Origin of the sequence: Caballeronia arationis (genome assembly GCF_001544975.2) — a bacterium.
In the GTDB taxonomy this organism is placed as follows: Bacteria; Pseudomonadota; Gammaproteobacteria; order Burkholderiales; family Burkholderiaceae; genus Caballeronia; species Caballeronia arationis.
This window is the reverse complement of sequence record NZ_FCOG02000143.1, coordinates 1-14,344: the sequence shown is the minus strand read 5'-3', so window position 1 is coordinate 14,344 and position 14,344 is coordinate 1. Positions and strand designations below refer to the sequence as shown.

The window sequence follows — 14,344 nt, the reverse complement described above, 5'->3', positions numbered from 1 at the left end:
CACACACTCTGTGATAACGTCATGATTGGCTCCGGTCGTCCACGGGTCTTCGGACCCATTGAGCTTCGAGCTCGTACATCGCTGGGCACGTCCCAGCCGGCTCGACCGGAGCCACCTTACACCGCCAGCGCTCCGCAGTCACCCGTACAACTCGTCGGTCTGAGGCGGAGCCTCGTTAGGTATCGCGCTATCAGGTCAGCAGGTGTCTGCGACCTTCGATGCCAGTGCGGCAACACTCCGGCGTGTGCAGGATTTCGTTCTTCAGCACTTGCATGAAGAGGACCTGACTCCAACCCGCATCGCGGAGGCTAATCACATCTCGCTGCGCTACCTGCACATGCTGTTTCAGCGCAGTGACATGACCGTTTCAGGGTGGGTGCTCGACAGACGCCTTGGCGCATGCAAACAGGCACTGACCGACCCCGCCTACAACCGTCAGCGCATTTCAGAGATAGCGTTCCGCTGGGGATTCAATTCAACCAGCCACTTCTGCCGGGCTTTCAAGGAGAAGTACGGCGCGGCGCCGGGAGACGTTCGCAGGACAGCCGGCACTTCCTGACGAGTTGGTGCGATAAAAGCGGTTACGACGGCTTTTTGGTCAATCACAACCGCATCAATCCAATGTTCTCAAATCCATTGCCATTGCCCTTATGCGTAATGCCCTGAGCGCTCGAGTACTTCGATTTTGTAGCCGTCCGGGTCCTGAATGAAGAAGAACCGGGCGAGCAATTCCTCGCCTCGTTTGAATTCCTTCACAGGTGTCGGATTGATGCCGAGCCAGGTCATTCGCTCGTGCTCATTTTCAGCGGAAGTGGGTCAGTTTTTTACATGTCCATCAACAACAAGCGAGAAGTCCGGAAAATCAAGGCGGTGACTTGTCGACAGCTCAAGCGCGACCTTGTAGAACTGCAGCGAACGCTCGAGGTCGTGAACCCGCACCATGGAGTGAATAATTTTGGCCAATTTTTGCTTCCTTGCCGCGTGATGTGCGACGCAGCTTGGCAGCTGCGTCGCGACTAACCATTTTTAGACCGAGAACCGACAGAGCGTCTCACCGCCGTCGATGCGGATGAGGTCGCCGTGAATATAGCTCGACTCGTCCGACGCGAGGAATATCGCGAGATTCGCGATGTCTTCGACTTCCCCCCAGCGTTTCAGGGGAATTGCATCCGTGAATTCCTTATCGAAGTCCTTGTCGTCAAACAGCGCACGAGTCAGCGACGTCTTCGCATACGTTGGGCAAATGCCGTTGACGCGGATTTTGTCCTGCCCATACTCGATTGCGAGGCATCGCGTCAGGTTCGCGGCGGCGCCTTTCGATATGTTATAGACGGACTGTTTCGGATGTCCTTGCAAGCCGGCAGTGGAGACGATGTTGACGATATTGCCGCCTCGTCCTTGCTTCAGAAACTCCTTGATGGCTTCCTGACAGCCGAACCACGTGCCCTTTACGTTCACGTCAAAGCAGGCGTCGAGGTCCTCGACCGAAAACTCGTGCGCCAGCTTCCCGGCCCGGTAAATTCCGGCATTGTTCACCATAACGTCCAAGCCGCCGAAAATCCTAACGGTTTCTCTCACCAGATTGGCAACTTGGTCCTGCTTCGTAACATCGCATGCGACATACTGAGCCCTACCACCGGCCTCCGTAATGGCAGCTGCCGTCGTCAGCTGCGGGTCACCTTCAAAGCCTCCTTTGTTTGGCGCTTCGTGAACATCACTGACGACCACGCTGGCGCCCTGCGCAGCATACGCCATCGCAATGCCCCGACCGAATCCGGAACTCGCCCCTGTAACGATTGCGACCTTACCTTTGAGTCTATCCATTTTCGTCTCCTTGTGTCGTAGTACTGTCCAATTACCGGTGTCACGTGCTTGAAAGCGAAGCAGCCACGCTCAATGTGGTCAGGCCGAGAAGGACGTGAACGTCTGAACTGCGATTTTTCCGTCTTTCACGACCAGCGTGTCCGTCGCCAGAGTCACCCATGGCTTTGCTTCCCACGCCAGATACGCCACATCGCGCACTGTGCTCATGCTGGTAACCTTGAATGCTGGCCAGAACGCGGGGTCCGCGCCGTCGAGGAAGGCCTTGAAGAAGCTGGTTATCTCAGCGCGGCCCCGGAAAGTCTTTTCGGGCGTGACGAGGACAGAGTTGTCGTCGTAATCTTTGAGAATCTCTTCAACACCGTGGGCGAACGCGCCGAGATGGTGGTCGAGAACATGCTTGGTTGCTGCTTCTGTCTGTTCAGAGGAATTTGACATGGTCGAAAACCGTCGAGAGTTCAGGTGAAGAGCCGGCAATGGCGGCCATTGCCGGCGCATAGTAAGGCGCTCGCCTGCTCAGGCGTATGCGCGCTGCGCTTCGTCCCACGTCACCACCATGATGGGCGTGCCGTCTTCCTTGATGAAAGCGAGGGGTCCGAGGAACGTCATGTAGAACTCGCTGTCCACCGGAAAGGAGGTTTTGTCGTGGCGAGCGTTTGCAGACTCGTAGCCGTACGCCGGTGCTACGACCGTGTCGCCACCGTGCTCAGCGCCACCGCGGACGTCCATACGGCCTTTCGTCAGCAGATATTCGCCTGGCCCGACGTGAAAGTGTGCGTTGAAAGACGAGCCAGCCGGACAGTCAAAAATCGCGGTCCACGCGCCCATTTCGGGGGAAGCGTGGAGCATCTTCCAGCGAATGCCGCCGTGAGAGAGGGCGTCCGGGAAGGGTTTCCACGGAATGTCGTTGATTTGAACCGCTTCTTCGCGAACCTTCGGTTTGATTTCCATCGTCGTCTCCTGATTTCGCCGAGCACTTTTTGCGCTTCGGCAAGGTCTGTGGGGTGAAGTAACAATATCCCAGGGAGCGAGGCGAAGATTGCACGCCAGTGCAAATCCAGTTGCACGACAGTGCATTGACAGCGGCGGCGAATATTTGGCGCGTGTTTGATTGAGGCGGACACTGACATCGTCCCTTGTCGTCGACGCGCGAAGGAGCGCAGCACGAGCGCGATTTTGGCAGCCTCACGCCACCGCCTCCTCATGAATTGCCACACGCGGAGACGCACACGATGCCACTCGAGCGTCCGATGCTTAGATTGATAATTACGCGACGCTCGCATCGCCTGATGACTGTGTTCAACAGTTACGCAAAGAGTCGTGCTACAACCGAAGCTGCATCGAACCCTGAGCCTGGAAATGAGCAAGGAGCAGATACCTATGATGAGTTCGGAATAGAGGTCCCCGGAAAAGGGCAGTCAATGACCGAGACGCCCGTCATCCGGCAGCGTTCTTAAAGCGTCCCGCGGCGTTCCGATGTCCAGGAAGCCCGCCTGGGCACATGGCCGGAGAAGTGGGTGGCTCACGTGAGCTACCTTTAGAAGCTATGTCTTCGTCCGACCCGCACCGACGTCACCAACTGGCTTGGGTCGGAAAATGTCGGCTTTAGTGCAATGTCGCGCCGGATGGGGCCGCAGACGTGTGCGCCTTTGCCTCCTCCGAGCTTTCGAATATGAACGGAGCGACGCCACTTTCCTTCAGTGCGTCGCCGCTTCATCCTCAGGAAACTGCTCGTGGTGTACCGCGTCACACCTGTGCAAAATCGAGCGACAAGAGCTGACACCATCGCCGAGTACTCGTCCAATACCTCGGGGCGGATGGTGAAATTGTCATAGTTAGCCATCGTATAAGGTCTTGTCATTATCGAGCCGAGCGGTCTCTCGACTTCCTCGCGGATGGCCTTGACGTCGCCTGTCGTCGACACATCGTGTCCTTCGAAGTTGATGGAAAGCAGATTTTTATCGGCGTCGTAGCTAAAGCGGTCCGTTAGCTTCATACGCAGAAGTGTGCTTCGCAAGTCCTCGCATCCTTTGCTCGAACGCCATTCGCTAGACCCGAGAGTTGTGAACAGCAATTCATTCTTCCAAGTCGCTGTCAAGCAAGCCCTGTCGCCCACGAAGAATCGGAATCGAGCGACCTTGGTCAACCGGTTTCGCATAGGCACAGGGCTGTATAAGTCACGTCTTACTACTGACGCACGGGTGAAGATGTAGCCTAGATTATTGAGAGCGAAGTTCGAATCGGAAACGAACTGACGCTGGAAGACAGGAGACGCGACGCCCGATTTACTTGCTTGCCGACGCCTAAATCACCTGAGTGACCGAAGCGGGGTATTGTTCCGATTCTGGGTGCTCCGGAGTCTAGCCCGCCGGCTGCTTTGAGCCGTATTGGGACGGCCCGCTTCGATTTCGGTGCTGCTGTCCCGGTGGCGCGTACAGCAGTGCACTGAAGCCTTACACACAACGCTATTCGATGAGCGTCATCAGTAGACGGCGCTCCGACTCGGCCTTCGTGTATGCCAACGCGTACTGGCATGCGTCCGCTTCGGCCTCAAAGCTGCCGAGTGCGCTAGACCCGCACTTGTCATCGCCTCGGTAAGTGACGATTGCCATCGACACGAAACCGGATAGCTGCCATTCAATGAGTGGGATTGTCCCGACTCCGATGAAGTCGACACGCGGCAAGTGCATAACGACTCCTCGTTGTGCGTCGACCGCAACTGTGTCGGCTGGCTTCATTTCGGAGCCTTGCTCTCGCCGTCCACGCCGCGCGCCGCCGTCTCCCAGAACTGGACGTCCTGGCCCTCAGGGGAGCCGGCCTGCTCCCACAACACTCGCGCACGGGGTTGAATCTCCGCGTCTCTCTTAGAGGTAAGCTCGAGCGACTCGAGGCTTTCGCCACTTTCGCCAACGTGGATGCTTACTACGTCGTAGCCGTCAGCCGCTGTGGTCCAGTTCTTGACGCGCGTAGCCTCTTCGAATTGGCCGATGGCCGCTTGGACTGCTTCATCTTTCGTTCCCTGAGCGACCGAGACCCGCATTAGCTCGCTGTGATGCGGAAGGCCTGAGTGGCCCAGAATTTCTTTATAGAAAATCACTTCGAAAGGACGTCGCTCGGAGCCGCCGCCCTCAAGGTCACTCATGGATATGATGCCGACCAGGCGACGGTCAGCGTTGACAACCGCAAGTCGTTGTACGTGCGCCTGGCGCATGAGCGTGGCCGCTTCCTCGGCGGAGTCCTCCTTCAAACAGCAAATCGCATCCACCGACATCGCATCACGTACCCGCATGTGATTGGGGTCGCGATTGTCCGCGACACTGCGCATCGCGATGTCGCGGTCGGTAATCATCCCGAGCAGCCGGCCGTCTTGGCAGACTGGTAGACAGCCGATATTGTCTTTTCTCAGCTTGCGTGCTGCTGTCGCCAACGTCTCGTCGGGCGCTAAAAATACTGCGGGTTTCATCCGCTCTTTAACTAACATGGTGTGGCCCTCCGATGGAGGTTAAGTGCAACAGTTGAATCGTGGCTAAGGCACCGAATGTGATGCCGAATGCCACGGGGAATAGATGTCCCAATGGGTGTGCAGAACCGACGGGCGTGGTTTGTCCCTTCTGCCGCCGTTTTGAGCGGAGGTTTGCAGGAATGGTGTATTGCTGTTTTGGAGCGTCCCGGCTGAAACGATTCGCTCGTCGCAGCCGCTTACCGCGTTGCTTGTCTTTTTGAGAATCGCGGTCTAATGACTGAGGCTACTCCTTGTTGAGAGACCGAAACTACTTTATTTCAGTGACGTCGAATAACTTGTTTGCCTGGTGCGGGTCATCATCCACGGATTGGAAACCGGGCTCGCGGGTTCAGGTGACCATCGCGTTGTAGTGCCTTATCAGCTTGTCGAAAAACCGCTCTGCGGAAGGCTCGAAAGCAGTTTTCCGGATGGTATGCCCCTCCGCACGTAACGTGAAGCCGCTTGCGGAGTGTTTCGCGGGTTCTTCAACTTTTCCTGAATCTCGCTAGGCACAATCAAAGGCGCATTAGAGGACGATGACGCCGGCACCGACCTGCCAGTAGGAAGTCCAACTCTAGCGTCTGAGTACGACCGTTCGCGAGATACCCATTGACTTCGCGGGCCATGCCCGTACACTCGATTTGTTGCAGTGCAATATGCACTTACAGCGCCGGAGCCAACTGCGGTCGACCGCGGCGCCCGACCATAGGAGACGTCATGAGCACAGTGTTCCCGCAACAATTCTTTTCCGCGCAGTCAGTTCAAGTGCAAAACCTGTTTGGAGCCTTCCAGGCCGCGTTTGATGGCATCGAGAAGCTTACGACATTGAATCTGCAAGTTGTCAAGACCTCGCTTGCCGAAAACCAAGTTATCGTTGAAAAGGCACTCGCGACACGGTCGCCACAGGATTTCGTTGAGCTATCGACAAGCGTTGCCAAAGCAACCGCAGAAAAGGCGAGCTTATATGGTAAGCAAGTAAAAGAAATAGTCTCGAACATGCAAAGCGAAGTCTCGACGACGGCGAAGTCGCAATTGGCTGAATACCAACGCGAAGGCCAAGAGGTGTTGAATAAGTTCACCAAGAAGCCGGTTCTTGAAAGTGGAGTAGTTGTCGCGCCCTGATAAAGGTCTTCGTCCGCGAGGAAGAAGTAAGCGCCGGGGCCCGTTAGGTCTGAAAACTCCGCGGGCAGCGGCCGCGACAATACGCGTCAAAGCTGCCTGACCAAGTGTTCACGCGGCCAGTAGCAACTCCGGGGGCTCGATATTCAGTGGTGCTGTACGGCCCAAAGTTGGGAGCATGCCGCATGAAATCGAGCGAACGCAACCGAATTGCAGCCGAGGTACGGTGCCGACAGAAATACGAGGTCGAACTGGCTCAAGGGGCATCGCACATCGCGAGCATGCTATACCCGCACACGCTCAGAGACGCGGTTCGGGAAACGATTCGCGCCTTCGCGGACCGACACGGTCGAGAAGAGTTGCGAGTGTTCCTCTCCACGCTGGCTTCCCAACTGGAATATCGCGGGTGCGACGATGCTGTGCCGTTAATTCAAGACGTTGCGCAGCGCACGAACTCCGCCCGATTCAACGAGTACCTCGCAACACTCGGGACCCAGGGGCCGACTTCCCCGCACTGAGCCACACTGCGACCACCGCTAAGAGTCGCGCGCGACGAGCAGGAAGGGGCCGCGAAGCCATTCGTGGCTGTGGTCGTCAGTCCGCTGCTATGGAGCCACGTGGTCCAACCCTCGGGAACGGGTGGTGGAAACCTTGCCATCCTGGCGTCTCCTTGTTTGCACTCGGAGGCGCGCTCCCGTGCTTTATCAAGTCAATTCATGGTCGTCGAGCGAAGACAAACCTCGCGGGTCAGCTATTGAATGAACCACCCGTGGCTGACGACAAGAGACTGACCTGTGAGCGCCGCTGTCGGAAAAGCAGCGAGAAAAAGCGTTGTTTGCGCGATGTCTTCCACGGTCGTGAAGATGCCGTCGACGGTTCCTTCAAGCATGACGTTTTTCACCACGTCGGCTTCGGAGATGCCGAGTTCCCGCGCTTGCTCTGGTATTTGTTTCTCAACCAGTGGTGTTCGGACGAACCCTGGGCATATGACGTGCGACCGAACATTGTGGGCGGCCCCTTCCTTTGCCAGCGTACGGCTGAGCCCAAGCAGCGCGTGCTTTGCCGTCACGTAGGCGGATTTCAAAGGCGACGCTAGGTGCGAATGCACTGAGCCCATATAAATGACGAGGCCACCACGGTTGTCCTTGTACATGTGGCGCAACGCCGCCTTCGTGGTCAGGAACGCACCGTCGACGTGAATCGCCTGCATCTTTCACCAGTCGGCGTAAGAGAAGTCCACTATTGGATGAACACGCAACGAACGTCGGCTGCATGTTCCGAGACCCGAAGAACGCTCTTATGCCGAATTGGCTCGAGATTCCCATGGGGTACAACGGCCGTGCATCATCGGTTGTTGTCAGCGGCACGCCTGTGCGTCGACCGAATGGACAGTGAAAGGCGCCTGATGATGCCCGCCCGACGTATGGACCTTCGCGCAAACTCGACATCGAACTCGAAACCGGCTTCTTTGTTGGTGTGGGAAACGCTCTGGGCGCACCGGTTCACGCGAAGGACGCCGACGGTAATATCTTCGGCATGGTGCTCCTCAACGACTGGAGTGCGCGGGACATCCAACAGTGGGAGTATCAACCGCTGGGACCGTTCAACTCGAAGGGCTTTGCCACGACCATATCCCCGTGGGTTGTGACGATGGACGCGCTCTCGCCATTCCGCGTCGAACAACCAGCGCAGGAGCCTGAGCCGCTCGGTTACTTGCTCGGGGCTTCGCGCGCAGGCGTTGACCTTGAACTCAAGGTTCTTCTCAAGCCAAAGTCAGCCGACTCGGCCAAGACGATTGCGCGCACAAACTTCAAGTACATGTACTGGACGATGACGCAGCAGCTGGCTCATCACACCTCGGGCGGCTGCAACACCCGCGTTGGCGATTTGATGGGCTCGGGAACGGTCAGCGGACCGGAGTCCGCTGGTCAACCCGGCGTTGGTACCTTTGGAAGCCTCCTGGAACTGACCTGGAACGGCCAGAAACCGCTTGATGTCGGCAACGGCGAAGTCCGCAGCTTCATCGAGGACGGAGACGAGCTGACGTTGCATGGTTGGTGCCAGGGTGAGGGCTACCGCGTAGGATTTGGCGCTTGTGTCGGCGAGATTCTGCCAGCGCTTGAGACGGCCGGGGCGGAGACCGTTGCATGAAGCTGTACAGCTACTTTCGCAGTAGCGTGTGAAATCCACCCAGTGAAAAATCTGCGTGTGCTTCGGTATCTGAAGAACAGTCTCGGTGTCTCTGAGGATCAGAAGGCCGAGTGGTATCGGCACTGGGTGGACGTCGGCTTCGGTGCGCTGGAGGCTCGACTGAAGGACGAACGGCGCGTTGGAGAGTTCGTATTCGGTGGGACACCGACCCTTGCCGACATCTGCTTGGTTCCGCAGGTCTGGAACGCGCAACGATTCAAGATACCGCTCGACGACTATCCGACTGTCGTTCGCCTTGCCGACAACGCCATGAGGTTGGACGCGTTCAAAAAGGCCGAGCCGGCGAATCAGCCAGACGCAGAGCAGTGAGTTCCGAACAGCCAGCAAACTTGCTGGCTGTTTCTTCCGCGCTAGCGTGTGCATCGCAAGCGACCCCACGCGGCACGGGCTTATGCCCTATTGCCGTCAACTCGCGTATCTTGATTCGCGCATGCGAATTCGAGCCGGATTACCTACCGCCGTCGCCCCTGCTGGAACGTCCCGCGTGACGATGCTGCCGGCACCAATCAATGCGTCGTCACCGATGGTGACTCCCGGAAGAATGATTGCCCCTGCGCCTATCCAAACGTTGCGCCCAATCCGAATGGGACGGCCAAATTCCAAGCCATTTGCTCGAACCGCCGGGTCGCGCGGATGGTCAGCCGTCAGAATTTGCACACCGGTGGCAATCTGCGTCATGTCGCCGATTTCCACAGCCACCACATCCAGGATGGTGCAGCCATAGTTCAGAAATACGCCAGCGCCCAGCGTTATGTTGTATCCGTAGTCACAGAAGAACGGCGGACGAACCATCGAGTCCGCTCCGACATTGGCGAAGCGGTCTTTCAGCAGCTGGTATCGTTCGGCGAGTGGCATGTCGATGTTTGCGTTGAACCGCTGCATCCACGCTCGGGCCTCAGCCTGGTCAGCCTGTATCTCCGGCGAGTTGGCCGTGTACAACTCGCCTGCCAGCATCTTCTCTTTCTCTGTTTGGACCATATGTTCCTCGCGCTCAGGGCTAGGCTGTTCACGACCGCGACGTCACGTAGCATAACGTCAACGGGAAGCTTGGAATCTGACGCCGAAATTGAAGCATGCACGATTGCGCGAAGTGCAGCACTGACGCTGACGGCAGCGGTCTCGACAAAACGACAATTGAAAAAGAAAAGCCTGCGCGAACGCAGGCTTGAATCCAGGTCGGTTGAGACATGGAGGAGACGAAACCAGTATAAACCCTTACCATGGGTTTGCAAGCGGCAAACTTCTTCGCACAACGGTTATGGCTGGTCGAACGGCGTTTGGCATCGCCGGTCCGCCAGGAAGACAGACCAAGCGGCGGGCGGCATGTCGCTTGCTCCTGCCGGTCATGAAGACCGGGAGAAATAATGGCCACGACACAGACAGAAACGCTGGCGACGCCCAGACGGAGCTGATGCCACGTAGCTGACGATTCCGCACAGTGGGCTGCCATACGCATCCTCCTGAATGGCGCGCGACCGGCTGGCAGCTCCCCTTATTGACCGCCCATCATGTCTCGTGACACGACGTCCCCGCCGCTGGCTCGGTACCGGAAAAAGCGGGACTTCAATATCACTCCCGAGCCGTCCGCATCGACCGACCGAGCGGCTGCGGACGCACGCAACCTAAGTTTCGTCATCCAAAAGCACTGGGCGAGCCGTCTGCATTACGACTTCCGGCTCGAATTCGACGATGTGCTCCTGTCGTGGGCTGTTCCTAAGGGCCCTTGCTACGACCCGAGCAAGAAGCAGATGGCCGTGCATGTCGAAGACCACCCCATCGATTACGCTGACTTCGAAGGCACTATCCCTCCGAAGCAATATGGCGCCGGCACTGTGATTGTGTGGGACCGAGGGACGTGGGAACCGGTAGGCGACGCGGCCAAGGGAATGGAAGCCGGCAAGTTGGTCTTTCGCTTGCATGGCGAGAAGCTCGCTGGGTTGTGGGAACTGGTCCGCATATCCAAGCCCGACGACAAGCAAGACCAGTGGATGCTATTCAAGAAGCGCGATGAGTGGGCGCGCCCGCTTGACGAGTACGACGTAATCAAAGCACTTCCGGATAGCGTCATAGCAAATCCACTTGGTCTTGTGGAAGAGCGCGAGCCCCGAACAGCACGACGTACGCGGACAAATGAAAATGAGATTGACCTGTCAGCTGCGGTACGCGCGCCGCTTCCCGCGAAGCTCGAACCACAGTTGGCTACGCTTGCCAACTCTCTTCCCACTACCGGCGACTGGGTGACGGAGACAAAGCTGGACGGTTACCGACTGCTCGCCCGTATCGACAAGAAGCGAGTGAAGCTGTTCACTCGGAACGGACACGACTGGACCGCCAAGTTCCCGACTCTGGCCGCAGAGCTTTTGCGGCTCCCAATCTCGAGCGGTTGGCTTGACGGCGAAGTTGTCGTGCTCAAAGACGGCATCCCTAGCTTCTCTGCACTTCAGGACGCAATCGACGGCGCGAATCAGGAGATAAGTTTCTTCCTGTTCGACCTGATGTTTCTCGACGGAAACGACCTTCGAAAGGTGCCTTTGTGGGCGAGGCGCGCCCAACTAGCAACGCTTCTTGCGGAAGCTGGTGAGCATCTCTTGTTCAGTCAGAACTTCGATGCTCCGCCTGCACAGGTGCTTGAAGCCGCTGCTGGACTGGGATTAGAAGGCCTCGTGCTCAAACGGCGAGACGCGCCGTACGAATCGGGACGAACGCTATCGTGGCTGAAGGCGAAGGCTCGATTGCGGCAGGAGCTGGTCATTTGCGGCATGACTGCACGCGGAGGCGCGGTGGGCGAAGTCGGAAGCCTGCTGCTCGGCTATTTCGTTGGCAACAAGCTTCATGACGCAGGCAGCGTCGGGACCGGATGGGACTCGAAGACTGCCCACGAGCTTTGGAAGCGTCTTGTTGCAATTGAGGTGGATGAAGCGCCCTTCGACTTGGAGGTCAAGAGGCCACGAAGATGGTCTCGACGGGCTGCAGGAAGCGAGCGATGGGTTGAACCGCAGTTCGTCGCCGAAGTCGAGTTTGCGGAGTGGACGGCCGATGGCGTTGTGCGGCAGGCGTCGTTCCGAGGCCTACGGCTCGACAAGCCCGCGTCCAGCGTCGTCCGGGAGGGTGGAAAAACTCAGGTACCGGCGGCGTTGCCGCAACTGAAGATTACTCACCCGGAGCGGGTCGTCGACCCGTCAGCCGGCATTACAAAGGCCGACTTGGTTCGGTACTACGCGAGCGTGGCCGATTGGATGTTGCCGCACTTGAAAGAGCGGCCCGTGGCACTTGTTCGTGCGCCAGACGGTGTCGCCGGCCAGCTCTTCTTCCAGAAGCACGCCGAGCGCACGGCTATGCCTGGGCTGACGGCTCATGAGCGTGAGCTATGGCCCAAGCATCCACCGCTGCTGACCGTCGATACACCAGATGCCTTGCTGTCCGCCGCCCAGATGAACACGGTCGAGTTCCATACTTGGAATTCGATAGTCCATCAACTCGACAAACCTGACAGAGTCGTCTTTGACCTTGACCCAGGTGAAGGCGTGAAATGGACGCATGTCCAAGAGGCCGCCGTGCTCGTACGCACGCTGCTTTCCGAACTGGAGCTGCAGGCCTGGCTCAAGACAAGTGGCGGCAAAGGGTTGCATGTCGTCGTCCCGCTGGCTCCGCGAATGGACTATGCGAAGGTGAAGGCTTTCTCGCAATCGTTCGTTCGACATCTTGCCAAGACTATTCCAGAACGCTTTTCGGCGGTGTCCGGACCATCTAATCGAATCGGCAAAATCTATGTCGACTACCTGCGCAATGGAAAGGGCCAGACGACGGCTGCGGCGTTTTCTGCTCGCGCTCGACCTGGAATGGGCGTTTCGATGCCGGTCGCTTGGGAGCAGCTTAGCGACCTTAAAAGCGGTGCTCAGTGGAACGTTCAGACTGCGCGTGAGTATTTGAGCTTTCAGTCGACCGACCCATGGATGGAATTCTGGTCTACCGGGCATTCGCTCGCAGCGGCAATCAAGCGCTTGCCGTAGACGCGCGGGCCGAGACACTCTTGCTTCTTCGTCAGGTTGAGCACTTCTCTTTGGCGTACTTGCCTTGTTTTTGTGAATGCCCTTCGGTGAAGTTGAGCCTCGCCTTATCCTAAGCGGAGCCTTCAGACACGTTCCTAAGCATCGTTCGATGCCCCTCGGAGCCAGCGTCGCCCGTCAGCCGTTCGTCTCAGGGCGCTAACTTCGCCACCCTGTCCGGTGTCTCAAGACTATCCCACAGTACCGGTTGTCCCATGACCGCTGTCGTTGATGTCCGACCGGCCATGCGGCAGTCCACCAAAGGAGTGGGCTGCCTTAAGTATACGTCGAGTGAATGACCATGATTCGGTCGCGGACCGAGCAGTTCGAATAACTCCCGAGTCGGCAGAGAAATGTTCGTCGAAATATTTCTGAACTGCGACGTGGTACGAGAGCGTGGGCTCCAGGCACGCGCCTACTTCGTCGAAACTCGACGGTCGCCAAGCAGCCCGAAGTCGCCGCAAAGCAAGCAGCCAAGCAACGAAATGCTGCATTCCATGGAGGCTCAAGCTTATCCACTGGCATCAATAGGTGACTAACGCGACTCGCTTGTGCGAATTCGAGCCGGATTACCTACCGCCGTCGTCCCTGCCGGAACGTCCCAAGTAACAATGCTGCCAGCACCGACCGGTGCGTCGTTACCGATGGTGACTCCAGGAAGAATGATTGCGCCCGCGCCTATCCAGACGTTGCGCCCAACCCGAATGGGACGGCCAAATTCCAAGCCACTAGCTCGGACCGCTGGTCGCGCGGATGGACCTCGGCCTGGTCAGCCTATATCTCCGGCGCGTTGGCCGTGTACAACTCGCCTGCCAACATCTTCTCTTTCTCTGTTTGGACCATATGTTCCTCGCGTTCAGGGCGTTGGGCGAAATCTGACATCGCCTGTACCGTTATCCATTGTTGTCTGCAATGCCCATCCCTATGACGGAAATCTCAATTTTATGTCTTCTCGCTCAGAGTGCGTATTTCACACCAAGCTGGACAAGGATTTCGCGGCAAGCTGGACAGGCTTTTCACACGAAGCTGGACACGGATTTCACGGCAAGCTGGACAGCGATTTCGCGCCAAGCTGGACAGTAAGTTCGTCAAGTAGCGACGCAGGTCAACCGTGGCACCCTCGACGATTTCGTCGGGGCGTCTACATGGCATTTCCAAAGTTGACCATGCGTAAAATTCGAGAAGCGCTGCGCCTACATTTCGATTGCGGCTTCAATCATCGTGAAGTCGCTCGGGCGTTGGGTACGTCGCCCACAACTGTGGGGCAATATGTTCGCCGTTTGGAGCGTGCCGGCCTAAGCTACCCGCTGCCGCCAGCACTCGGTGATGACGAGCTCGAGGCACGCCTGTTTCCGCCACCGCCACGCGTGGAAGGGGAACGTCCTACGCCGCATTGGCCGACCGTGAGGCGCGAGCTTGCCCGCAAAGGCGTGACGCTCGATCTGCTCTGGAACGAATACAAGGCCGAGCACCCTGACGGTTACGCGTACACCTGGTTTTGCACGCGATACAGCGAATGGGCCAATGCGCTTCCGCTGACCTTGCGGCAAACACATGCTCCGGGCGAGAAGTTATTCGTCGACTACTCAGGCGACAAGATAGCGATCATCAATGCGCAAACGGGTGAGATCCGGGAGGCCGAGTT

Annotated in this window: 12 protein-coding genes and 4 pseudogenes; 7 read left to right on the top strand and 9 right to left on the bottom strand. The window is 57.7% G+C overall.

From position 1 onward, the window contains the following. Nucleotides 1-202: 202 nt before the first annotated feature. A complete protein-coding gene (locus AWB81_RS35670) occupies nt 203-559 on the top strand; it encodes a helix-turn-helix domain-containing protein (RefSeq protein WP_235026079.1) in 357 nt (118 codons plus the stop codon). Between the two features lie 89 nt (nt 560-648). Here AWB81_RS35670 and AWB81_RS35665 read toward each other — a convergent pair. The 6 genes and pseudogenes from AWB81_RS35665 to AWB81_RS35635 form a co-directional block, all read right to left on the bottom strand. Continuing rightward, nucleotides 649-963: pseudogene (locus AWB81_RS35665) on the bottom strand (VOC family protein). Between the two features lie 63 nt (nt 964-1,026). Further along, nucleotides 1,027-1,824: an SDR family NAD(P)-dependent oxidoreductase gene (locus AWB81_RS35660; protein ID WP_062642430.1), complete on the bottom strand. Its 798-nt coding sequence runs from the start codon at nt 1,822-1,824 to the stop codon at nt 1,027-1,029. Nucleotides 1,825-1,902: 78 nt separating this feature from the next. After that, a complete protein-coding gene (locus AWB81_RS35655) occupies nt 1,903-2,259 on the bottom strand; it encodes a nuclear transport factor 2 family protein (protein ID WP_062642428.1) in 357 nt (118 codons plus the stop codon). A 78-nt stretch (nt 2,260-2,337) separates the two neighbouring features. Beyond that, entirely contained in the window at nt 2,338-2,772 is a 435-nt protein-coding gene (locus tag AWB81_RS35650; RefSeq protein WP_062642426.1) for a 2,4'-dihydroxyacetophenone dioxygenase family protein, read from the bottom strand. 586 nt (nt 2,773-3,358) lie between these two features. After that, nucleotides 3,359-3,838: a hypothetical protein gene (locus AWB81_RS35645; protein WP_144444274.1), complete on the bottom strand. Its 480-nt coding sequence runs from the start codon at nt 3,836-3,838 to the stop codon at nt 3,359-3,361. Between the two features lie 717 nt (nt 3,839-4,555). Further along, nucleotides 4,556-5,284, bottom strand: coding sequence for a CBS domain-containing protein (locus tag AWB81_RS35635; RefSeq protein WP_235026078.1), 729 nt, complete (start codon nt 5,282-5,284; stop codon nt 4,556-4,558). 756 nt (nt 5,285-6,040) lie between these two features. On the opposite strand from AWB81_RS35635, the gene AWB81_RS35630 reads away from it, so the two are divergent. Both AWB81_RS35630 and AWB81_RS35625 read left to right on the top strand, forming a co-directional pair. Beyond that, complete coding sequence (locus AWB81_RS35630) at nt 6,041-6,445, top strand: phasin family protein (protein ID WP_062642417.1); 405 nt, start codon at nt 6,041-6,043, stop codon at nt 6,443-6,445. 182 nt (nt 6,446-6,627) lie between these two features. Beyond that, complete coding sequence (locus AWB81_RS35625) at nt 6,628-6,960, top strand: hypothetical protein (RefSeq protein WP_200822602.1); 333 nt, start codon at nt 6,628-6,630, stop codon at nt 6,958-6,960. A 233-nt stretch (nt 6,961-7,193) separates the two neighbouring features. Here the strand turns inward: AWB81_RS35625 and AWB81_RS35620 are convergent. Continuing rightward, a pseudogene (locus tag AWB81_RS35620) lies at nt 7,194-7,673 on the bottom strand (SDR family oxidoreductase); the annotation flags it as partial. A gap of 17 nt (nt 7,674-7,690) precedes the next feature. Between AWB81_RS35620 and fahA the strand changes: the two are divergent. Together fahA and AWB81_RS35610 are read left to right on the top strand one after the other, a co-directional pair. Then, a pseudogene (fahA, locus tag AWB81_RS35615) lies at nt 7,691-8,593 on the top strand (fumarylacetoacetase); the annotation flags it as partial. Between the two features lie 21 nt (nt 8,594-8,614). Continuing rightward, a pseudogene (locus AWB81_RS35610) lies at nt 8,615-8,962 on the top strand (glutathione S-transferase C-terminal domain-containing protein); the annotation flags it as partial. 96 nt (nt 8,963-9,058) lie between these two features. Here the strand turns inward: AWB81_RS35610 and AWB81_RS35605 are convergent. Next, on the bottom strand, nt 9,059-9,631 hold the full coding sequence (locus tag AWB81_RS35605; protein ID WP_062642416.1) for a sugar O-acetyltransferase: 573 nt from the start codon (nt 9,629-9,631) through the stop codon (nt 9,059-9,061). A gap of 530 nt (nt 9,632-10,161) precedes the next feature. Here AWB81_RS35605 and ligD point away from each other — a divergent pair. Further along, nucleotides 10,162-12,663: a DNA ligase D gene (ligD, locus tag AWB81_RS35600; RefSeq protein WP_062642414.1), complete on the top strand. Its 2,502-nt coding sequence runs from the start codon at nt 10,162-10,164 to the stop codon at nt 12,661-12,663. A 571-nt stretch (nt 12,664-13,234) separates the two neighbouring features. Here the strand turns inward: ligD and AWB81_RS35595 are convergent. After that, nucleotides 13,235-13,423: a DapH/DapD/GlmU-related protein gene (locus AWB81_RS35595; RefSeq protein ID WP_374730540.1), complete on the bottom strand. Its 189-nt coding sequence runs from the start codon at nt 13,421-13,423 to the stop codon at nt 13,235-13,237. 421 nt (nt 13,424-13,844) lie between these two features. On the opposite strand from AWB81_RS35595, the gene AWB81_RS35590 reads away from it, so the two are divergent. Then, the coding region (locus tag AWB81_RS35590) for a sigma factor-like helix-turn-helix DNA-binding protein (RefSeq protein WP_144444272.1) at nt 13,845-14,344 on the top strand (500 nt) is incomplete at its 3' end.